The 24,473-nt window shown below is 53.9% G+C and carries 7 protein-coding genes and 1 pseudogene; 3 read left to right on the top strand and 5 right to left on the bottom strand.

Translation table 11 applies throughout. From position 1 onward, the window contains the following. Positions 1–84: 84 nt before the first annotated feature. The 3 genes from B4A77_RS12095 (at position 85) to B4A77_RS12085 (ending at position 2,887) form a co-directional block, all read left to right on the top strand. On the top strand, positions 85–1,095 hold the full coding sequence (locus B4A77_RS12095) for a virulence RhuM family protein (protein WP_290741030.1): 1,011 nt from the start codon (positions 85–87) through the stop codon (positions 1,093–1,095). Positions 1,096–1,207: 112 nt separating this feature from the next. After that, positions 1,208–2,050: a tyrosine-type recombinase/integrase gene (locus B4A77_RS12090; RefSeq protein ID WP_073116300.1), complete on the top strand. Its 843-nt coding sequence runs from the start codon at positions 1,208–1,210 to the stop codon at positions 2,048–2,050. Positions 2,051–2,716: 666 nt separating this feature from the next. After that, complete coding sequence (locus B4A77_RS12085; RefSeq protein ID WP_290724594.1) at positions 2,717–2,887, top strand: hypothetical protein; 171 nt, start codon at positions 2,717–2,719, stop codon at positions 2,885–2,887. A 157-nt stretch (positions 2,888–3,044) separates the two neighbouring features. Here B4A77_RS12085 and carB read toward each other — a convergent pair whose 3' ends face one another. The 5 genes and pseudogenes from carB to B4A77_RS12060 all read right to left on the bottom strand — a co-directional run bounded on the left by carB (position 3,045) and on the right by B4A77_RS12060 (position 24,152). Next, positions 3,045–6,263, bottom strand: a complete 3,219-nt coding sequence (gene carB, locus B4A77_RS12080) for a carbamoyl-phosphate synthase large subunit (protein ID WP_290741025.1) — start codon at positions 6,261–6,263, stop codon at positions 3,045–3,047. 17 nt (positions 6,264–6,280) lie between these two features. After that, a complete protein-coding gene (locus tag B4A77_RS12075; protein ID WP_290741022.1) occupies positions 6,281–6,478 on the bottom strand; it encodes a hypothetical protein in 198 nt (65 codons plus the stop codon). Positions 6,479–6,592: 114 nt separating this feature from the next. Further along, entirely contained in the window at positions 6,593–6,748 is a 156-nt protein-coding gene (locus B4A77_RS12070; RefSeq protein ID WP_173382545.1) for a hypothetical protein, read from the bottom strand. 2,393 nt (positions 6,749–9,141) lie between these two features. Next, positions 9,142–10,590, bottom strand: a pseudogene (locus B4A77_RS12865) (SLC13 family permease); the annotation flags it as partial. Between the two features lie 107 nt (positions 10,591–10,697). After that, complete coding sequence (locus tag B4A77_RS12060; RefSeq protein ID WP_290741015.1) at positions 10,698–24,152, bottom strand: InlB B-repeat-containing protein; 13,455 nt, start codon at positions 24,150–24,152, stop codon at positions 10,698–10,700. Positions 24,153–24,473: the final 321 nt, after the last annotated feature.

The following is a 24,473-nucleotide window of genomic DNA, read 5'->3' as shown; positions in this document are numbered from 1 at the left end:
CCGACCACTTCCAGGGCTTCTTTATTGGAAATTTTTTAAGGAACCTATTGACAACTACACAAAAATAGTATACATTTGTGTAGTATGAAAGAGATTTTACTATACAAAACCGATAATGCAGAAGTCAAGGTCGAAATTCTGTTGCAAAACGAGAACTTATGGCTCACCCAGGCCAAGATGGCCGAACTATTCGATGTGCAGAAGGCGGCCATTTCAAAGCACCTGAAGAATATCTTTGCCGATGGCGAATTGAACGAAAAAGTGGTAGTTTCCAAAATGGAAACAACCACTCCCCATGGAGCGATGGTTGGCAAGGAACAAACAAAGTTCGTCAACATCTACAATCTCGATGCTATCATCGCAGTAGGCTACCGCATCAACTCCAAAAAGGCGACCATGTTCCGCATCTGGGCGACGCAAGTCCTGAAGGAATACATAATCAAGGGCTTCGCCATGAACGACGAGCGCCTGAAGAATCCGCAGAACTTCTTTGGCAAGGACTACTTCGAGGAGCAGCTAGAACGCATCCGCGAAATCCGGGCTAGCGAGCGCCGTTTTTACCAAAAAATCACGGACATCTACGCCCGATGCAGCGCAGACTACAGCCCTGACAGCCAAATTACGCAGGATTTCTTCGCAACAGTGCAGAACAAGATGCATTATGCTGTAACGCACCAGACCGCAGCAGAAATCATATACTCACGTGCAGACAGCAAAAAGGTGAACATGGGGCTCACGACATGGAAAAACGCCCCCAACGGCGACATACGCAAGCCAGACGTTTCCATCGCCAAGAACTACCTGTCGCAAGAAGAAATTGACACCCTGAACAGGATTGTCACCATGTATCTGGACTTCGCCGAACTGCAGGCGAAACGCAGCCAGGTCATGTACATGAAGGACTGGGTGGAAAAGCTAAACGCATTTCTCCAATTCAACGAGCGCGACATTCTCGAGGACAAGGGCAAGGTCACACACGAAATTGCCAAGGCATTCGCGGAAGGCGAATACGACAAATTCAGGATAATCCGCGACGCCAATTACAAAAGCGACTTCGATAAGTTGATGGAGTCTATCGCGGAATACAAGACGTAAAAAAGTCAAAAACTAAGGAACCTATTGACAACTACACAAAAATAGTGTACATTTGTACAGAGATAATCTAAACGATGGCTTTTGAACGCATGTAAGCCATAAGGGACAACCAATGAGCGACTTTTACGCCGAGACGCGTGCGATTGTGGAATCCAAGGCGAGCACGCTGTCGAAATACACCTACGACACATACCTCTCCCACCTGCGCAAGCTGCAGATGTACAGGCCCACGGCGGAATGCCGCGACATCACCGAGGCGTTCGTCTTCGGCTACATCGACTTCATGCACGCGCGCAAGAACAGCGCCGGTTGCATCTACCGCTCGCTTTCCATACTCCGGATGTTCATCAGGGAACTGCTCCGCAGGCGCAAGATGCGCCGCGACCCCATGCGGGACTTTCCGCTCAAGAAGGTCCGCAACCGCCGCGAGTTCCTGGAAATAGACGAACTCGAAAAGCTGTACTCCGGCTTCAGGGAACGTTCCGAGCAGCTCAACTTCTCCGAGCGCGAGGCGCTGCGGGCTTTCCTCTTCTCGTGCTTCACGGGCCTGCGCTTCTCGGACCTCCGGGCGCTCACCCCGCACGACATCCACAACGGCAAGATACGCATCTTCACGCAGAAGACCGGCGCGCAGGTCTACATCCCAATCCCCGCCCAGGCGCTGGCCCTTCTCGAGGGCACGGGCGAGACGGCCCTGCACGTGGTGGACAACTCCACGTTCAACAAGAACCTCCGCGCCGCCGCCAAGAAGCTGGACTTCCACAGCCACCTGCACGCGCACATCGCGCGCCACACCTTCGCCACCTCGTGCGTCTCCTTCGGGGTGCCCATCGAGGTGATCTCTAAGGTGCTCGGCCATGCCAACATCCAGACGACGCTCATTTACGCGAACTACTCCAACAAGGTCATCGACCGCGAGATGGAAAAGTTCAAGATAAACGTCCCGGCAGGGTGACGCGGCTTTGAAGATGGAAGCCTAAAAACATGAAGATACGCGCAGACTTGATTTTTGAATTTGATAAATGTATATTTCGCTAGAGGACACCATCAATGGCTACATCGAGCATAAAAAACAGTTTCACAGTGACAGGGACCAAGCAAGTCAAGTCCTTCGTTAACGCTGTCGCGCGCTCGTTAAAGAATCCTGTTTCCAGGAGTCGTGTCAAGGCAGAAGTTCTTAGCGGTACATCCGGTTTAAGAAAGCTTTCACTGCTCCGAAAAAAATATGGATTCTAGAACTTACTTCGTCTTAAACATCAGAGAATATCTGGGTAACGCACCCTTGGAAGAAGACCTGTCCGGTCTCATTTCCAGGCAGGGCCGAACGACTCAATTACCGGGAACGAACAATTCTGCTTATGCAGCACGGGGTCGGTGGAGTTCTTTGCGTCTTGGAATGCGAAAACAAGAAAAAACTCCTGAATTTCTACTGCGTACAAAACCACTTTGTCGAGTTCGGGACGAGGAGAACCAAATCCTCAGACAAGAACCTATTGCAGTTACTGAAAACAATTTAGGACTTTGGGATTGTTCAATTCAAATCTGAGATTCTAGATGACATTTGTACAGAGATAATCTAAACGATGGCTTTTGAACGCATGTAAGCCATAAGGGGCAACCAATGAGCGACTTTTACGCCGAGACGCGTGCGATTGTGGAATCCAAGGCGAGCACGCTGTCGAAATACACCTACGACACATACCTCTCCCACCTGCGCAAGCTGCAGATGTACAGGCCCACGGCGGAATGGCAGAATACATCGTTTCTAACAATCGGCATTTCGATATTCTGAAAAGCATCGACTTTCCGCTGGTCCCAGTTCGGTCCATTCAAGAATTTTCCAAAGAACTCGCGGACGAGATGTAAATGATTTCATAAACAACTTATGCAAAAAAAGGCCGCAGCATTTTATTGCTACGGTCTTTAATGTTTACTCGCTTGTTAGGAGATTACACTTCTTCAATAGAAGCGTGGTACTCTTGCAGGCTCTTCACAGCGCCATGGCCGTTACGAGCAGCGGCGATGCCCTTGACGGTGTTGTAGGCACCGGCGAGGGTCGTGATGTAAGGAACCTTGTACTTGATGGCGGCCTTACGGATGGCGCTTTCGTCCTTGATGGCGTCGCGCTTTGCCCACGGCGTGTTGATGATGAGGTTCACCTGCTTGTTCAGGATGATGTCGAGGACGTTCGGGCGGCCTTCGGCGATCTTGTTCACCACTTCGCACTTCACGCCGGCCTTCTCGTAGAACTTGGCGGTGCCTTCGGTAGCGTAGATCTTGAAGCCGAGCTTCTGGAATTCCTTGCCGATTTCGATAGCCTGTTCAGACAAGTTAACCTTGTCGGAGAGGCTGATGAGCACGGCACCTTCGTTCGGAAGGAAGGAACCTGCGGCTTCCTGGCTCTTGTAGTAAGCGAGGGCGTAGTCGTCGGAGAGGCCGAGCACTTCGCCGGTGGAGCGCATTTCGGGGCCGAGCACCGGGTCCACCTTCGGGAACTTATCGAAGGGGAACACGGCTTCCTTGGCGCCGTGGTGGTTGAACTTCTTGTCCTTGAGCTTCAAGTCTTCGAGCTTCGCACCGAGCATGAGGCGCGTAGCGAGGCGGGCCATCTGGGTGTTACAAACCTTGGAGACCAGAGGCACCGTGCGGCTTGCGCGCGGGTTAGCTTCGAGGACGAACACCTTGCCGTCTTCGATAGCGTACTGCATGTTCATGAGGCCGCAAACGTGGAGAGCTTCGGCAATCTTGCGGGTATAATCCTTGATGGTCGCGAGGTTTTCCTTGGTGATGGTCACCGGCGGGATGATGCAGGCGGAGTCACCGGAGTGGACACCGGCAAGTTCCACGTGTTCCATCACGGACGGGATGTAAACGTGTTCGCCGTCGGAGAGGGCGTCGGCTTCGCATTCGAGAGCGTTGTGGAGGAAGCGGTCGATGAGGAGCGGACGGTCCGGGGTCACGCCCACGGCCTTCGCCACGTATTCGCGGAGCATGGCTTCGTCGTAGATGACTTCCATGCCGCGGCCGCCAAGCACGAAACTCGGGCGGATCATCACCGGGTAGCCACCGATCTGCTTGACGCAAGCGAGGGCTTCGTCGATGTTGGTGGCCATGCCGCTTTCCGGCATCGGGATGCCGAGCTGGTCCATCATCTTGCGGAACAGGTCGCGGTCTTCGGCGATGTCGATGGAGTCGATGCTGGTACCGAGAATCTTGACGCCTTCGTCGGAGAGGGCGCGGGCGATGTTCAGCGGAGTCTGGCCACCGAACTGCACGATCACGCCAGCCGGCTTTTCCTTGTGGTAAATCTGAAGAACGTCTTCGAGGCAGACCGGTTCGAAGTACAGCTTGTCGCTGGTATCGTAGTCGGTAGAAACCGTTTCGGGGTTGCAGTTCACCATGATGGTTTCGTAACCCATCTCGCGGAGGGCCATGGCAGCGTGGCAGCAGCAGTAGTCGAATTCGATACCCTGACCGATTCTGTTCGGGCCACCGCCGAGAATCATGATCTTCTTCGGATTCGTGGAAGCGGTAGATTCGTCCTTGCAGTTGTAGGTGCTGTAGTAGTAGTACTGGTCCTTCACGCCGCTCACCGGCACTGCGCACCAGCCTTCGACCACGCCGAGTTCGGTACGCTTCTTGCGCACGTCCTTTTCGCGGATGCCGAGAATCTTCGCGATGTACTTGTCGCTGAAGCCGTCCTTCTTGGCCTTGATGAGGAGTTCATCGGAAGGCAGGCGCCCCGGAGTCTTGAGCATTTCTTCTTCGAGTTCCACGAGTTCGCGCATCTGCTGCACGAAGTAGGCCTTTTCGTAGGTGGCGGCGAAGATTTCTTCGTCGGTTGCACCCTTGCGGATAGCTTCGTACATCTGGAAGTGACGTTCGGAGCTCGGGGTCTTGAGCATTTCGAGGAGTTCTTCCTTGCTCTTCTTGTTGAAGTCCTTCGCAAAGCCGAGGCCGGAACGACCGTTTTCGAGACCGCGGATAGCCTTCTGGAGGGTTTCCTTGTAGGTCTTGCCGATAGCCATGACTTCGCCCACAGCCTTCATCTGGGTGCCGAGGCAGTCATCCACACCGCGGAACTTTTCGAATGCCCAGCGAGCGAACTTGAGCACCACGTAGTCACCGCTCGGGGTGTACTTTTCGAGGCTTCCATCGCGCCAGTACGGAATCTGGTCGAGGGTGAGGCCTGCGGCGAGCTTTGCAGAAATGAGAGCGATCGGGAAGCCGGTAGCCTTGGAAGCAAGGGCGGAGGAGCGAGAGGTACGCGGGTTGATTTCGATAATCACCACGCGGCCGGTCTTCGGGTCGTGAGCGAACTGTACGTTGGTACCGCCAATCACGCCGATGGATTCCACAATCTTGAAGGCCTTTTCCTTCAGTTCTTCTTCGAGCTTCTTGTCGATGGTGAGGAACGGGGCTGCGCAGAAGGAGTCGCCGGTATGCACGCCCACCGGGTCGATGTTTTCGATGAAGCAGATGGCGATCATCTGGTTCTTGGAATCGCGCACGACTTCGACTTCCAGCTCTTCCCAACCGAGGATAGATTCTTCGATGAGGCACTGGTGCGTCATCGAGAGTTCAAGACCGTTGGAGCAAATGGTGCGGAGTTCTTCCACGTTATAGCAGAAACCACCACCTGCACCGCCCATGGTGTATGCCGGACGGACCACCACCGGGTAGCCGATTTCAGCAACGATCTTTTCGGCTTCTTCCACGGAGTGGCAAATGCCGGAGCGCGGGGTGTCGATGCCGAGCTTCTGCATGGTTTCCTTGAAGATTTCACGGTCTTCGCCGCGTTCGATAGCGTCGAGGTTCACACCGATGACCTTCACGCCGTACTTGTCCAGCACGCCGGCCTTGCTCAGAGCAGAGGCGAGGTTCAGGCCGGTCTGACCGCCCAAGTTCGGGAGGAGGGCCTGCGGGCGTTCCTTTTCGATAATCTGGGTGAGGCGGGCGACGTTCAGCGGTTCGATGTAGGTGGCATCGGCCATGACCGGGTCGGTCATGATGGTAGCCGGGTTGGAGTTCACGAGCACGATCTTGTAACCCTGTTCGCGCAGGGCCTTGCAAGCCTGGGTGCCGGAATAGTCGAATTCGCAAGCCTGACCGATCACGATCGGGCCAGAACCGATGATAAGGACTTTGTCGATGCCTTCAATCTTCATTTTTTATCTCCGTTGAACTAATTATTAAACTCTTGTGTTAAACAGCCCTGGACCCTATCGCTACGCTCCAGGGTGACATAGGGGGTGAGCGTCGCTTTGACGCTGGGTAAAAAAAATGCCGAACCAAATGGTTCAGCAAAATCAAAATCAGAAAACGGAAAAACTTTAACTGCATCGGAACCGTCCGTTCCGCAAGGTGCCTTTGCCTTATTCATCATGTGCAAAATCATCTTTGACCAGCTAAAGTTCTGTCGTTTTAAACTTGCGCAAATATAGAATAAAGAACCCCGTCTTGCAACGGGGAAAAACAAAAAATGTAAAGGGGTCAGCTACTCTTCCCCGTCAACGGGATCTTCCGGAACCTGGCAGTCCGCCGGGTTTTCGTCGCAATCGTCGACATCCTTGTTCGCCCCATTTCCGTCACACGCCATTAAGCCCATGACAGACAACAACATAAGCGTTCCGAGCCATTTTTTCATATTCATACCTGCATTTTTACGTTTGTGCTGTCACAAATATAATGTTTTTTCAGGTACGCGAGGTAAAACAACAAAAAAAGGGCGCCGTCAGGCGTCCTTTTGAAACTGGATTCCAGCTAGAATTACTTCTTGGCGGGAGCAGGTTTAGCAGCCGGCTGCGCGGCGGGCTTTGCAGCAGCGGGCTTAGCCGCAGGCTGTGCAGCAGCCTTCGGTGCTTCAGCGGGCTTTGCGGCAGGGGCCGGAGCGGATGCTTCCGCCTTCTTTGCTTCTGCCTGAGCTTTAGCAGCCTCAGCTTCTGCCTTCTTCGCCTCAGCCTCGGCCTTCTTAGCCTCTGCTTCGGCCTTCTTGGCTTCGGCCTCTGCCTTCTTTGCTTCGGCTTCGGCCTTCTTGGCAGCAGCTTCGTCAGCCTTCTTCTTGGCTTCCTCTGCCTTCTTGGCTTCGGCAGCAGCCTTCTTGGCAGCGGCGACGCTATCGGCCTTGGCCTTCTTCACTGCGGCGATGCTATCCTGCTGGGCCTTCTTTGCGGCAGCGGCAGCCTTCTTTTCTTCGGCAGCCTTCTTCTTGGCAGCAGCTTCGTCAGCCTTCTTCTTGGCTTCCTCGGCCTTCTTAGCTTCGGCGGCAGCCTTCTTGGCGGCGGCGATGCTATCAGCCTTGGCCTTCTTCACAGCGGCGATGCTATCCTGCTGGGCTTTCTTAGCGGCGGCAGCGGCCTTCTTCTCTTCAGCAGCTTTCTTCTTAGCTTCAGCGGCTTCAGCCTTCTTCTTGGCCTCTTCCGCCTTCTTTGCTTCGGCGGCAGCCTTCTTGGCGGCGGCGACGCTGTCGGCCTTGGCCTTCTTCACAGCGGCGATGCTATCCTGCTGGGCTTTCTTAGCGGCGGCAGCGGCCTTCTTCTCTTCAGCAGCTTTCTTCTTAGCTTCAGCGGCTTCAGCCTTCTTCTTGGCCTCTTCCGCCTTCTTTGCTTCGGCGGCAGCCTTCTTGGCGGCGGCGACGCTGTCGGCCTTGGCCTTCTTCACTGCAGCGATGCTATCCTGTTGGGCCTTCTTCGCGGCAGCAGCGGCCTTCTTCTCTTCAGCAGCTTTCTTCTTAGCTTCTGCGGCTTCGGCCTTCTTCTTGGCCTCTTCTGCCTTCTTTGCTTCGGCGGCAGCCTTCTTGGCGGCGGCAACACTATCGGCCTTGGCCTTCTTCACGGCGGCGATGCTATCCTGCTGGGCTTTCTTCGCGGCAGCAGCGGCCTTCTTCTCTTCAGCAGCTTTCTTCTTAGCTTCTGCGGCTTCGGCCTTCTTCTTGGCCTCTTCTGCCTTCTTGGCTTCGGCTGCAGCCTTCTTGGCGGCGGCGACGCTATCGGCCTTGGCCTTCTTCACGGCGGCGATGCTATCCTGCTGAGCCTTCTTTGCGGCAGCGGCAGCCTTCTTTTCTTCTTCAGCTTTCTTCTTAGCTTCTGCGGCTTCGGCCTTCTTCACTGCGGCAATGCTATCCTGCCGAGCCTTCTTCGCGGCAGCAGCGGCCTTCTTCTCTTCAGCAGCTTTCTTCTTAGCTTCTGCGGCTTCGGCCTTCTTCTTGGCCTCTTCTGCCTTCTTGGCTTCGGCAGCAGCCTTCTTGGCGGCGGCGACACTATCGGCCTTGGCCTTCTTCACGGCAGCGACGCTATCCTGCTGAGCCTTCTTTGCGGCAGCGGCAGCCTTCTTCTCTTCGGCAGCTTTCTTCTTAGCTTCTGCGGCTTCGGCCTTCTTCTTGGCCTCTTCTGCCTTCTTTGCTTCGGCGGCAGCCTTCTTGGCGGCGGCAACACTATCGGCCTTGGCCTTCTTCACGGCAGCGATGCTATCCTGCTGGGCTTTCTTAGCGGCGGCAGCGGCCTTCTTTTCTTCAGCAGCTTTCTTCTTGGCTTCAGCGGCTTCTGCCTTCTTCTTTTCTGCTTCTGCCTTCTTGGCTTCGGCAGCAGCCTTCTTGGCGGCGGCGACGCTGTCGGCCTTGGCCTTCTTCACGGCGGCGATGCTATCCTGCTGGGCTTTCTTAGCGGCAGCAGCGGCAACGAGAGCAGCGGCTTCGGCAGCCTTCACCTTCTCGATGGAGTCGGCCTTGGCTTGAGCAGCGGCAATACTATCGGCAGTAGCCTGGGCGGCAGCGGCACTATCAGCAGCGGCCTTCGCAGCAGCACTATCGGCAGTAGCCTGAGCAGCAGCGGCGCTATCCACGACAGCAGCGTTGCTATCAACAACTGCGGAATCAGCAACAGCGGCAGAATCGACAGCCGCGCTATCAACAGCAGTAGTATCAACAACAGAAGAATCTGCGACTACGGCAGCAGGTGCTTCCGGAGCAGGCTGTTCCACAACCTTGGTCACTGCGGCAGGCTCTGCGACCTTATCAGCAGCCTTCGGCGCCGGCGTACCAAAGAAGTTCACATGGGCGAGGAAAATCATCATTCCCCAAGAGAGAACCAGACCGACCAGTCCCATGACAACACCCGTAATCGCCATACCGCGCGTATCCGTATAGCCCGTCGCATGCGCAAGGGCGTTAGGCGGAGTCGAAATCGGGAGGCTCATGCCGAGAGAGCTAGCAAACGCAACGGAAACGAGGAGAGCGGTCACGCCACCGAGGCCAACGAGGTTGTCTTGGCAAGCGATGCCCACAGCACAAAGAATCGGGACCAAAAGCGTAGCCGTAGAGGTATGGCTCATGAAGTTCGCCATGAACAAGCAAATGATACCGCAGCCGACCATGAGAGCAAGCGGAGACCAGCTTGCAAACGGGATCGTCTTGATAAGGTGAGCGGCAAGGCCAGTCGCATTGAGGCCAACACCCAGGGCAAAACCACCAGCCACGAGCCAGAGCACGTCCCAGCTCATCGCATTCAAATCCTTCTTGGTAATCACGCCGGTAAGGGCAAACACGGCCATCGGGATCATCGCAATTGCGTTATCGTTGATACCGTGAACATTCTTGCCCGTCACCCACAAAAGCACACACACGACAAAGGTAATGTAAACGATGATAGCCTTGGGGCTCGTATCGAACTTGCCGGCACCTTCAATATTCAGGACCATCTGCTTCATCTTGATCGGGTAAATCTTCACGAGCAGGAGCCAAGCAACCACCATCAAAATAATCACGTACGGAATACCGAAAGCCATCCACTGGCCGAAGGTCACCGGGTTCGCGACAAGGTCACCACGGGCAACGGCATCGTTCAGGGCACCAAGGGCGATGGCGTTAGGAGGCGTGCCGATCGGGGTACCCATACCACCGATGTTGGCACCGAGCGGAATAGCAAGGGCAAAAGCAGCCTTACCGCGATCGTCTTCGTCAAAGAGCTTGAGCACCGGGGCGAGGATGGCAAGCATCATGGCTGCGGTAGCGGTATTGCTCATGAACATCGAGAACACAGCCGTAATGAGCATGAGGCCGAGGAGCACGAACTTCGGGTTCTTGCCGAAGGGCTTCAGGAGCACGCGGGCCAGGTTCAAGTCCATCTTGTACTTGGTGGCGGCGGCAGCAAGGAAGAACCCACCCAGGAAGAGCATGATGATGGGGTTTGCAAAGGTCGCCATGATGGACTTGTGGCTAATCATCGTCACACCGTCCACGCGGAACGGGGCGAGCGACGAATCGGACATCGTGACAATCATGAGCACGATGACAAGCATCGAGGTGGACCAGATCGGGAACGGTTGCAGGATCCAGAAAAGAGCGGCCATGACGAAAACGCCGATGACGCGGATTTCGAGCGGGTTCAGGGGTCCCATGGGGCTTGCTGCATCGAATCCGAGGGATTCGTAGGGCAAGAAGAGAGCGGCGATAGCAAGTATCGACGCAATGATGAATTTGATGAATTTAGCCTTTGTCATAGTGCGCCCAAATTTAGAAAAATAGGGCAATGGTGGCAAATACGGAGGCCAACGGAAAAGCCCGCCTAGGCAGGCGGGCCTTAATGCTGTTTTTTTGCGCTTTGGGCCTATTTCACCATGATTCGGCCGGCCTTCATCTGGCTACCCGCACGCACGCGGAGCATGTAGAGGCCCGGTTTCGGAGCATCGAGGACCAGCTGGTTCACACCGGCAAGCGTCGTCGCGCTGCGGCTAGAAACCACCTTGCCGCCCATGTCGAGGATATCGACAACCGTACGGCTACCCGCGAGGCCATCGCTAGCCTCGAAGGTGACTCCCACATTCGCGCCCGACTTCACGTAGCGGAGGGCGTCGATACTGAAGCTCGCAACCACCTTCGCAGCCGGAGCCACGCGGACCGTCGCCTTCTTCGCAAAGGCCCCCAGCTCCACGCGCAGGGTTTCACCCCCGTGCATTTCCGTCGTCTTGCCGTCGACCGTCACGAATACCTTGAGGCCGACCTCGCGCAGGGATTCGACACCCTTGAACGAGAGCTCGCCCACGCGGTCGGAGGTCGCGCTGAGTTCCACGGACCATTCCAGTTCGTCGGCCGGAGCCCTCACGGATGTCGCGAGCATACGTTCGCCATCCACAATGGAGAGGTTCACGTGGTCGCCCATGCCTGCAGGCGGCTCCTTCGCGACAAACGGCCTTGTCGATGCACCGAGGATGTTCCAGGAATCCACTTTTCCCTTCTTGTCGGAGAGTATAGCCTGGAGTCTCCAGTCCCTGTTGCTTGTGGCCTTCGCAAGGAAGCGCTTGCTGAGCGGGGATTCGAGAGAATCCAGCCCGGAAGTATCCCTGGAGGTAAAATCAGGTTTCACAGGCAGCACCCATTCCATGGAATGGTGGACTTCGGCCCAGACAGCTTCGTAAGGCTTGATAACGACCGCCGGTTCATACCGTCCGGCATCGGGATTCCAGCGCCAGAAGTTCACCTCGGACTTCTCTGCAGCATCGAGGTTCTCGTTTGGCCTGTCGCCATAGACGTTCAGGTTAAAGCCGTAGGGGTTCGCAACCAGGTTCCAGCCGCTGTTGATGCTGTCGAGGTTCCAGACAACGTTGTCCATCACACTCTCATCGGTTGCAGGCTTGAGCACAAGCGGGCGGCCTTCGAGAGAGCTATACCAATAACCACGGGTCGGTTCGATTTCGTCTTCCGGAGAGTATTCCCTATACTGCCAGAAATCGCCCATGGCCGAGGATTCGTCCCACCAGTAGAACTTGGCGTCGTCATCGTCCCACTTCATGGCATCCTTGTCGAGGTTCACGAGCGAAATCATCTGCCAGCCATCTTCGGCGACGGCGGCAATCTCAGCCTTCACCTCGAAGCGTTCCGACGTTTCGACCGTGTCCTTCGAATCGTAGAGCAACGCCGTCAGCACATACTTGTCGGCGGAGAGCGGGAACATCTGCCAGACTCCGCTGTAGGGCGGAACGATGGAATCGGCAATGACCGTATCGGCCACGGATTCGCCAGCCTCCGTTTCAAGAATGACGCGCGCAGAGACCTTGCGGGTCACCTCGAACTCGCTGGTCGCAAAGGCGAACTGGACCGCATTACCCGCCTGCGTAACCACGGGCTTCACGAATTCGATATCCGTGCGGTTCGCCTTACCAAAGTAAGCCACCAACGAAGCTTCAGCGAGATTGAACGGCAGGACACCACCTTCAAACGTCGCAAGGCGTTCGTCACCACCGAGACGCACCATCACAAGGGAATCCAGCACAAAGCTCGAATCCGGTACGGACTCTACGCGGAGCATGTTGCCGTTCACGGTCTTCGGCAGGATAATCGTATTGTCCTTCGCAAATTCATGTTCGATTTCGCGCTGTTCCGCAATTTCTACAAGCTTGACCGTTCCGTTTGCGCTCTGGAGAGCCACGCGGTTGTACATGTCGTCGCAGGCTTCTCCGGAACCCCATACGGCATAGAGGTCGTAGGCATCCGTCTTTTCGAGGGAGAGCAGGGCATCGGCAAGTTCGCTAGAGAATTCCGTATAGGCCTCCCCTTCGCCCTTGCTGTCAAGGCTCCAGCCCACCATGCAGGCACTTGCCGTGTAGAGGTAGGCAGGCAGCGGAATCGAGACCGTGCTGTCGTCAAGCTTGTACGAGGCAGAGTTCTTCCAGTCGCTGCCGTAGAAGAGGACATCCTTGTCGCGGTTCGCATGGAAGACGACGTCGAAGGTTTCCCCTTCCGTCGGAATCGCAAGCGTCACGTCCTCGGCCACGGTGAGTTCACCATCGGCAAGAGAAGTCAGGAGACCGCTGATGTCATCCACCACATAGAGCGAATCGGTAGAGCCCGAGAAGCCCGCCTTGAGCGTGTAGGCCGCCTTGAACTTCAGGCCTCCCTGCACTACCGGCACCACGAGGCCCGAATCGGCCACGGTAAACGACACCGTAGTATCCTCGACATCCTGGGTGAGCACGAGGCTTCCCACGTTCGTATTCGCAAACGACACCGTGTAGGTTTCGACTTCGGCCGGTTCCCACACCGCATAGAGCGTGCGCACCTCGTTGGAGACGCTTACGTCGCGTACCAGGTCGGAGGTAAGGTCGAACGAGCCTTCCGAAGCATCGGAGTCGAAGGACCATCCCACGAGTTTCGCATCGGCACGGTAGATGTTGTTCGGGAGTGCCACCGATTCATCGTCAAGAGTCTTCTCGTCCGAACTGAACCAGCCATCGCCATAGAACACGTTCGCATCGCCACCGTTCACATCGTAAGTGAACCTGTACGGGATGGCAGCGACAGACGCACCAAGCGAAAGACTCTGTTCCTGGCCCATGACCAGGGAGCCGCCGTTCGCCGTAGAGCCAAGGACCTCGCCCGTAGCGTCGGACTTCGTAATGGCAGATTCGGAATCGATGCGGTAACCCGGTATCACCTCGTAGGTCACGTTGAAAGTGATGCCCTTCTCGCTGCGCGGGATTTCGATACCGGCCGCCGTCACTTCGATTGGATCCGTCATCATGTCGTTCACCGTCTGGCTGATAAAGAACGAACCAGTCCTGTCGCCCTCGCTCTTCACAAGTTCCTTGTCAACCGTCGCATACTCGTCCCACACCGCATAGAGTGTGTCTACCGGCAAGCCAAGCACACGGGCGTTGCGGAGATCAGCCACGAAATCTTCGTCGTAGCGTTCATAATACTTGGAACCGTTGCGCGAGAATGCCCAACCAAGGAGTTCGGCATCCGTGCGGAGCAGGCCCCTCGGGAAATCCGTCTCGCCATCGAGCGCAAAGAATCCCTTGTTGTTCCAGCCGTTCTCGTAGAACACGCGGGCCCTAGTATTTTCGACAAACACGAACTGGGCGCCGTCGCTTTCGACCGGGATTTCAAGAATCTTGTCGGCATTCACGTTCAGCACGCCGTTCACGAGCGATTCCAAACGGGTCCCTTCGGCATCGACCACGTAGAGGCTGCTGCCGTTCGCGAAGTAGCCCGAATTGAGCGTCACACCCGTATTGAACAGGAGGCCTTCGCTCACAGCAGGAACCACAAGCCCGTCATTTCCGATTTCGAAGTTCGTCTGTATGCCATCCGCGGACTGCGAAACGCTGACCTTGCCGGCATTGGCATTATACAGGGACACCGTGTAAGTTTCCTGATTATCGTCCGTGACCCACACGCCATAGAGTGTAGTGCGCTGCGTCGCAGAGAGATCCTTGGCGAGTTCCTCGTCAAATGCCGTATAGACGTCCGCATTGTCCGTCTTTTCGATAGACCAGCCGACCAGTTTGTAGCCCACGCGATAGACCTGCATCGGGAAGGCGCGAGCGTCCTCGCCCTGCGTCACATCAAATTTGCCGGAAGAACGCCAGGAGCTGCCGAAGAACTTTTCCGGGGATTCGACATTCACGTCGAACGCGATTTCGTAGGTAGACAGCTTGGCAGGCGCCTTCACGACCGTGTTGCCCGCAAGTGTCAGCCGATTATTCACAAGGGCAGCAAGGCTGTTGCCGTTTGCATCCACCGTGTAGAAGTAGCTGTTCGCGACCATCGAGTAGCCCGGATTCGCGACAAACTCGACCGTAAAGGCGACATCGCCCTTGCCGAGCGGAAGCGTGACCGCCTCGTCCGTGATTTCTGTGCTATTGACGATTTCGCCGTCCGCATCGCGCTGCACGAGAGAGAGCGAGCCCATCTCGGGAGCGTACTGGGCGACCGTCACGTTGTTCGTCGTAGCGCAGGTTCCCCAAACGGCATAGAGCGTTCCCGTGTAGCTCGGGATTTCGGCAACCGCCTCGACAAACGCAGCGTCAAACTCATGGAACAGCGTTTCGCCTTCGACAGGAGCCTCCGTCGCGCGCCAGCCCGTAAGACATGCATCCGTGCGGTAGAAGTCCGTCGGGAAAGCCTTCGGTTCGGCCACCTTGTAGGTGTATGCCGGAGCCGCGCCATCGGCGGGAGTCCCGTAGTAGACCGGAGCACCGCCCGCATTCACGTTGAACGTAATCGTGTATTCGCTTTCGGCAAGCCCGAGCGCCTTGATAGAGACCGTCTGGTTAACCATCAAAGCACCATCTTCAAGTTCACCGAGCGAAACGCCATTGGCATCGAGAACCGCGAGGTTCGCATCCGCGTCATAGGCATAACCCGTAGCAGGAGCAAACGAGGCCACGAATTCGAGCCCGTCACCAACCGCCGGGACCGAGAGACCGTCGCCCACCTCAAACGCGCGCGTTCCCTGTGCAAGCGTCAGCACGCCCTTGCCCTTGTCGGCAGAAGTGACCGTATAGACCGTCTGCTGGCAGTTTGCATCCCAAACCGCATAGAGCGTGGACGTTCCGGCATCCTCGTAAGCCAAGGCGACATCGGCATCGAACATCGTGAAGCCCGTCGTCGCCGTCTCGCTGAAGCTCCAGCCCACGAAGCAGGCATCGGCACGGTAGAGGTTTGCAGGCAGGGTCCTTGCCGCCTCGTCGTCCGACACCTTGACAGAAACGCTGGCCAAGGGTTCTCCCATATAGAACACATTCGCGCCATTCGCATTTTCGTCCAGGGCAAGTTCGTAGCTCACGGCATTGACTGCAGCCGAGACGACAGCGTCTTCGGTCATGTACCAGGGCTGCGGTTCAGCAGTCATTTCCACCTCGGCTTCGTCTCCCACCTTGTAAGAAGGATTGACCGTATTGTCGAGGGCATAGCCGGTCGCGGGGACCACGCGGAGTCCGGAGAAGTAAACGAACTCGCCCAGATATTCGGTATTGCCATTTATGTCAACAGCGCGGGTCGTCACCTTCGGAATCGAGACACCCTCATCTCCGACAACCGCCGCCACCCTAGTTTCGCCTTCCACATCCTGCAAGAGTTCGACCGTGGCCTTGCCCTGCAATTCGTCGGAGAGCGTTACCATGACATTCTGGATCGGGGATTCGCATGCGGCATTGTCGTCACTCCAGACGGCATAGAGGTCGATGTCGCCATCGATTTCGCGCATCTCGAGTTCGCCGATGAAGTCCGCATCCAGCGTCCTATACACAAGTCCGTCGGCAGAATTCACATCGAACGTCCAGCCCGCAAGGCACTTGTCGGTGCGATACACGCTTTCGCTCAGCGTATCGCCCACGCCGTATGTAGCGCTTGCAGCCCAGTGTTCGCCATAGAACACGGGAACATCGCCAGCATTTTCGTGGTAGGCGACAGTGTAATCATTGCGAGAAAGTCCCGTCACAGAAATGATGATATTATCGTCGAACAAGGTTTCTGCGCCACCCGCAACGGTCGGCAGGGCATGTTCTTCGGCATCCGCGTCAGATACGTTCACGTAAGAGACCGTGTAGTTCTGCGCGAGAGTGACACCAGGTTTCGGCGTGACTTCTACGCGAGTAAAGTAAATGTTGTCACCAATGTAATTGGTAATGTTGCCCGAAGAACGCTTCGCCCCGAACGGAATGCTAGCCCCATCCGAGCCGACTTCGAGCACCTTCGTTTCGACTCCGTCCACATTCTGGAAGAACGAGACCGTCGCCAGGTCGAGAATCGCGGCATCCAGATCAAGATACAGAATACCGCTTCTGCAACCGGGTTGAGAAGCATCCCACATGGCATACAGGGTATCCACATTCAAGCCCGAAGCAAGCCTTTCGTTGCGCTTGGTCAACAGCTCCGTATTGGCATACCTGACATCCAAGGGTTTGTCGAAAATCGCATCGGCAAGGGGCGCTTCCGGTTCATAGGCCCAACCGGCAAAACATGCATCCGTACGGAATACGTTTCCGGCCGGCAACTCACCATCGATGCGGATTGTAGCATTCTTGCTCCAGTTCTCGCCATAGACGACCTCGCCTTCGCCCGCATTGGGAGACAAGACAAAGTCGTAATCGTCGAAGATTTCCTTGTAACCCACGAAGTAGAAATGAGAATCTTCGTTTGCTGGGACAGTGAACCAGCCATTCTCCCCTTCCACAAGCGCAATGTCTTCAGGGAAAGACACGACCAATTTCGCTGCGGGATCATCAGGATCCACCTTCTTGCCAAGTCCCGGCAAGATTTCAAACGACATTTCATATCCGCTCGGATTGTAGACAAATTTAAGTGGATCGCTCGAATAAGGGCCAGACGTTAGTTCGGTAAATTCCGGACTCATCCATGCCTTGTGTTTAAACTCGACATTCGCGAACCTCTGAATCACGAGAAGAGTATCTTCGTACATGTTTCTATAGGACTCTTCGTCATTTATATCTTCGTAATACCGCAGCAGATTGATACTGGCCAGTGTATTTCTGGGCCAGGAACAATACCCCGTATAATCCACCCAGCTCGCATAGAGTTTAGTCGGGGTGGCGGCATCATGGCTAAAGAGGTCGAGATTCGACACGGACACTTCTTTAAAGAGCACATTCACATCGGGCTGGGCTCCATTCGGGTCATTCGTGGACCAACCGGCGAAGCACTTGTCGGTGCGGAAGGGAATCCACATCGGGGCATCGGAACCGTCGGCACCAATCTGGAGAGAACCGCTGGCCACGGCATCGGCCGGGATCCACACGTTCGAGGAATCCTCTTCACCGAGAGAGAGATCATAAGTTACGTACACCGGCTTGTACTGTTCAAACTTCACGTGCCAAGCCTGCGGTTCCATGATATTCAGTTCTGTACTATCCTGTGCAAGGACCGTCACAGAATTCCCATTGAACATGACATCATAGCTAAGCGTATTCAGCACGTAACCTTCAGCGGGAACTGCAACCACGGTAAGTTTCACACCGGCCTCGGTTCCGTTCTTATCAAAAACCTTCGGAATAGAGAGTGTCATCGGAGCTTCATCTCCCGCCCTGACGAAGACATGCTTTACTATCGTCTGTTCCGGATCGCTATCTTCGACCGGCTCTGCGCCGATTTTCTGGATAAAGTAAACGTCACCCTCGCCCTCGACATCAAGCATCAACTGGTATGACCCGGAACATTCGTTTGCGACAACATGTTCGGCATCCAGTTCAAGCGTGTTCACGACAGGGTTGCCAGCATCATTGCCGATAACCGCCATAAACGGAAGTTCGTTCACGACATCCGTATTTGTGCGGGATTCGACTTCTCTACCAGCAACCTTCCATGCAATGCGACAACCATTCCCATCGTACACGGCAGGAGCATGAACCGTTTCCGCAGTCACACCATCGGCACTTTCGAGCCAATCCATCTGGTAATTACCATCCGCGGACTTGTTTCCCACAAACAGACCCAAATCCGGGTCCGGACGCAAGAAGGCCACATTGTAGGCTAGCTGGGTATAGCGCACCTTGAAAATCATAGAACCCATCGCATGGGGCTGGATATTCAAAGTACCCGATGTCGCATCCGCTGCGACATAGTTCCAGTTTACCGGTTCCGCATTCGTTTGAGGAATGCCATTAAAATTCCGACTGAATGTAAAGTCAGATATCGCCATCGTGTAACCCGGATCCGGGCGAACCGAGACATCGAATGTAAGCGTGTCATCTTGGGATGGTACGTAAATAATGTGCCTTACAAAGTTTTCTTCCGTTTCGTAATCTTCGGCACGCTGAACGACCGGTTCGGAAGCGTGTTCAAAACTCCAGTGAACATTTTCAGCGTCGTTATCGTACGACTGTGAGAGAACGACGCTTCCATGGTATTCCGAACCGTCACCATATATACAGGCATTTTCTTCGTCAAGAGCACATACATGAATTTCATCAGCAACTTCCGTGTAGTTGCTACTTCCCGACATAGGCATGGGTTCCACATAATTTGCATAGAGGGTAATCGAGGCGTTTTCGTCTTCATTTGCGGCTGGCACATAATGCTCATTTCCTTCGAACAAGCCAACAAGCTTGGAATCGAAATCGCGCGAACCACCTTCATAAGCATCGCCATTCTTCACGCTCCAGTTGTGCTTGCCGTAAAAGACATTAGTCCGGTAATAATCATTCATTTCAAAGTCATCCCCGTAAGTGGGGCGACTATACACAGGCGGGAACATATACTTGCCGTCTTCATAGGACATCACACCTGAAGAGCGCACTCCACGGCCAAGATAGACGTCATTTCCAATTGCGTCGAGATTAAACTTGACATTGTAACTCAACACGGAGAAATCAACCAGGACCGCAGGGTTATCTGACCCAGTGATTTCGAGTTTACTCGTCTCTTCATTGTACATGGGGGGCGTCACGCTGGTGACCTTGAATCCCGGAGTAACCTCGTATGTAAAATCAAACGGATAGACATTATTTGCATAGTTATAATACCTGACACCCCTTCCATATTTAGTGGGATTAGCCTCGACCACAACTACACCGGAAGGCACCTGAATGCGAACAGGATTCCCGTTCAAAGAAAAGTCCTGCGAAAGGGTGAAATTTATCGGATACTCATAGCATTTCGCACCATGCTGCTCACAGCTACCAATCACAACGGCGTTTGCCATCCACGTATTACGCTGCTTTTCCCATACAGGGTAAAGTTGCATAGTCTGCGGATTACCCGGATTTTCAGGATTGGTAACAAGCAAGCCGGCATCTGCCGCTGCAGTAATCAGGTTTGCAGTTAGACTTGTAAAAGCGACACTACCATTATTTATCTGACTTGAAGTAAAGCAACCTTCTTCGTCCATTACACAATTAGCCTTGCTTTCATCTAGCGTCCACCCAGCAATATTTATATAGTCGAAGCCATCATCAACACCATAGAACAAAGGAAAGGCAGAATTTTCTTCAAGATCCAGCGTGTTCTCAGGATTGTTATACCCCGTCTTAAACAACGTATAAATATCATCATCCAATTCGAAATGATTATCGGTCAAATTGAAATGGAACACAATATTGTAGGGCTTTGCGACATAATTGGGCACAATCGAGAAAGATTCCTTCCAGAAACTTTCACTTTCGTTCCGAGCCTTCGCAATCTTCACATTAGTAAGGTCAACTTCGTCTTCGCCCGGCGTAAGGCCAGCAACAGTCCAAGTCTTGGATTTGCAAGGACTCTGTTCAACAACCAATTCCTCCCACGGAGCGACACTTTTGCTTTCGGACTCGACAACAGGCAAAGGTTCAATGACGTCGCAGCGATCCTCACCCGGGTTTGTCACGGTGAAGGACACTGTGTAGGACTCTATCGCATAACCCACCTTGTCCCCGAATCTCGGGACAAAAGAAGATCCGTAGGGTGCCACCGCGTTCTGTTCCGGTACCGCCACCGAAGTTATCAGCGTCTTTTCCCCAGAAGCATTGAGACCATAAACATCCACATTCAAATCCGACATCGTGGGATTTTCAATGTCAAAGGAGGGGATTGCTCCGCCAGACTGGTAACTTAAGACAATCTTTTCCACATCCGCATTGTCGAATACGTTCGCAATGACATCATAGAACGAAACAAACTTGGAGAAGTCGCCGTTGAATCCGGAAACTTCCACATTTCCCCCACTGGCATCCTGGAACGAAACACTCATGGAGAGCGGTCCAACATCGGCAAGAGCAAACACATGGGGCAACAGCGCCGTATAGGATTCCTCGCTATTGTCCACCTGATTTATCTTAGGTGAGACAAACACGAAAGAGATATCCGGAACATCGTCTAAATCGTTGCACACAGTGGTCTCGCCCACCACGCAGTACTGGTAAACCACATCGAATGTTCTGGACTGCCTTGTCTGGAGCAGGATGGTTTCCACTGCATCCGTAAATATTGTATTTGCGGTGAGTTGGAATGGACTCGCCAGCCCTTCTCCTTCTAGATAAGGAACATATCCATTTTCTGACAAGGCATCCAAAACGGCAGAAACGCTATCCACGAAAGCCCTGTTTGCACGCCCATCGACATCCGTATAGCCCGTAAGGCCTTCAAGCTGAGTCGACACTACAGGTGGATTCTCCCCTACATTTACGTCCGTTAGAATCGACTTTAGACCCATTACATTTTTCTGTTCCTGGCTGAGGGACGCCCCCGCGGCCGCATCCATAATGGCAAAGGGCAACAGGTAGTTCGGCTTTTCGAGAGGAGTCGCTATTGCGGGAAGGTTTCCGTCCGTCTGCGTCCAGGTAGGCGCGCCACCATTCATATCCTGCACATAGTTCATGGCGGCGGCAAACATCGGGGACTTCATTTCCGTTTCGCTTGCGATACCATTTGCAACGCGGCTAAAAGTACCGCTACTCAAATCAGCGGCAAAGAGGTCCATGTAGGAAGCTCCGGACGGGCCGCCCGACACTTCGTAATAGTAGAAGCCGACAGCGCCGTCGTCCGTGAGCCCATCCGAGGCATTGCGGACGTTCGCCAGGAACACATAATCACCGTTATCCGTTTTCCAGTCCGCAGCAGAAATATTGCCAAGACCCGAAGCAACGGCATCCGTTCCGTAGTGGTAGTTGCCCACGATTATTGCAGTTTCACCCGTCAAATCGGCATAGCCGCCGATATAACCGACATTCGCGTTGGCCGCATCGATTCCAGTATAAGAAATTCCGCCGTTGGAGTAGTTGCCATAGACGGTAAAGTTTTCTACGGAATTGTAGCCGAAAATGGGGCCCATGTACAGCGTTCCCTGCGAAGAGGCTCCCATGTTAGTAAACGTGAAGTCGCTCTCAATGGCGTTGCCGCTTATCGTAAGCGAATTTCCGCCTTCCACATGGCCGAACAAGCCGCCAATTTCGACATTGCCGTTCATGATGTCCACAGTTGCCCCTATGTAGCCAGACATCGTCACATTGGTTGCCGACATGGCCACATAGCTGTTGTTCGAAATGCTACCGGCGATACCGCCGACCTGTTTTCCACCCGCAACATTTGCAGAAACATTGATATACTCAAAGCTATTGAGCAGGACCCGTTGAGTATTTCCCGCAACGAAATTTCCCACACCAAGTATGCCGCCCGCAGCCGATGCGCCCGTAATGGCATTAGCCCCCGCAAGGGTATCGTTTGTGGCAGAAAGCGTTCCATAGGCACCATCCCGCATATAGCCAATGGCACCGCCCGCGATATTACCCGTAACCGTTATGTTTTCCAATTTGGTATTGGACACGCCCGCACCAGGAAGTCCACCGGCAATGCCGCCGACATTCGATTCACCAGCACCCGAAACCACTATTCCGGAAACCAAGGATTGATTGACTCCTGCATTGGGGCAGTTTTCCGCCCACACGTCATAAGCAAAATAAACGTAGCCCACAAAGCCGCCACGATAAGAAACGCCCGTTCCCGTATAGGAGGCATCATCGGCAATGACCGTTGCCCCCGCCGAAGTCGCACGAACGGTATCATTGGAGAAGAGCACGTTTATCCCGTTACCATTCGTATAGCCCAGGAATCCACCCGCAGCAGAAACGCCCACACCCTGCATTGCCGCGACATTCAAACCATAGACCTTGGTGTCGACGACGCTCGAATTGGAAATAGACAACGTTCCATTATAGGGAGTATATGTTCCCGCAAAGGCACCCACCTGGGTACCTGCCACATAGGAATTGGTTACATGGACATTGGTAAACGAGGCATCAGACTGGGAAATCTCGCCCGTCACAATACCGGCAACGCTACCCTGTTCCACATTATTCACCACAACACGGGCATTGTCAAAGGTAACATTGCTGACTGTCTTTACGTTTTGCAGGAATCCGAAAGCAGACTCCAGTCCCCCCGCATTTTCATAACAAAGACCGCTAATGGTATTATTCTGACCGTCGAAAACGCCTTCCGACTCGGCAAATGCAATCGGATGGAAATTCGGCATCACGCACTTGCTATTGGCAGCATCGTAGCCGCCAAAATTGAGGGGACCGCCAAGTTTCAGCGTAAAGCCCGCGGCCCCGCCGTTTTCTTCAAGAATATCCACCACTCCCTTTTCCGGTTCCACCATTTCGCAAACTTCCGTTTCCTCTTCTTCGTCCCATTCACAAACTTCTTCACCATCATCCCAAGCGGTGCCGAGATACCAGCATCTGAAGTCCGCCTCACCCTCATTCGGATTTTCTTGCACCCCCTGCGAAATCTCACAAACATTTCCATTGCATTCCAAATGGAAATAAGTTCCATTACTGAGACAGCCGTTTTCATCGAAGGTGATGACGTTTGGGTTTGCAAACTTGGGAGTTATCGTTACCGGCTGATTGGGCATGACAAATGTAGCCGTATTGCCGTTTACATTTGTCGTTATAGCCAGCCCATCATCATCGCCCACGACAGTCACGCCCCTAAAAAGTGCGCCTTCCTCCGGAATTGCCGTCAAGGTAACCGTCGTACCGAGAATCGCTTCCGTCACGTCACTTTCCATAGATCCCATCGTCACCGTTGCTATCGATACTGGATGCGAGGTACCGAAGGTTGGAGATATCGACACATCCTTTGCCGGCATCACAAACGTCACCGTAGTTTCATTTTCCACAATTCCGTCGATAGACTCAATGACATTACCATCGGCATCTTCTATCAGAGCCCCGATCAAAAAATAGTCTGCATCCGGAGTCAGAGTTAACGTGACGGTAGTCCCAACAATGGCCGTATTCACATCGCTAACGACATTTCCGCCAGGTCCCTGGACAACCTGCACCGCATAAGGCGTGTTTTTGCTAACTAGATTCATGGTCAAATTTAGGCCATCCCTAGTAACGCCCCCATCCGAGCTAAGACCTAGCGTAATCGAACTACGGGAACCCATAATGTCAATATTTTCACTTTCGCCACTGTTGTTCCAAAGCTCCACACCATCGGCATCCCCGTCCCACACATGGAAGTAATCCCAACCATTTTCCGTATTCACGCTACCCGTCACCTGCAACACATAACCGACAGGAGCCGTTATCTGGAGATTACCCGAAGCATTATCGCTATAGGAACCCGCAGTTCCGCCATCGTCATAAACGTTGAACGAGGTCAGGCCGTTCGTTATGTCGGCATCGGTGATGGTCAGCTGGTTTGTCCCCGTCACGGGCAGGTTTACGTAGAAGCCGCCGTTACCGTCGCTGGTAAGCGAGACCTCATCAGCCCAAGAAGCGGCAACTGCAAACAGCACCGTCAAGGCGCAAAGGAAAAAAGCATGAATCTTTGTCTTCATAGATTCCTCTCTAAAATCTTACATTCGCAATACAACGAACCGAGGGCCTTGGACGGTCCTCAAGAATTTGTGCAAAATTTAGTTAATCCGTAAATTTATTACAAGATTCTTACACAAGATATTCCGCAAAGCGCTCTCATACAAACGAATCTCTTTTGCTTGTATTGGCAAGGAAGAGTGAGTTACACGACAATCTCTTATTCTACGCACGTTTTGCGTAGAATAAATCGTGTTCGCCACTCGTCAACACAAATATGATTATCAAAATATAACGGTTACAGGCGCCGTAATCATCAGTTTCACAAGCAAAAAAAAGCTCAA

Origin of the sequence: Fibrobacter sp. UBA3718, assembly GCF_002371935.1 — a bacterium.
Classification (GTDB): domain Bacteria; phylum Fibrobacterota; class Fibrobacteria; order Fibrobacterales; family Fibrobacteraceae; genus Fibrobacter.
Note: the sequence above shows the minus strand (reverse complement) of the source record. Positions and strands in the feature narration are given on the sequence as shown.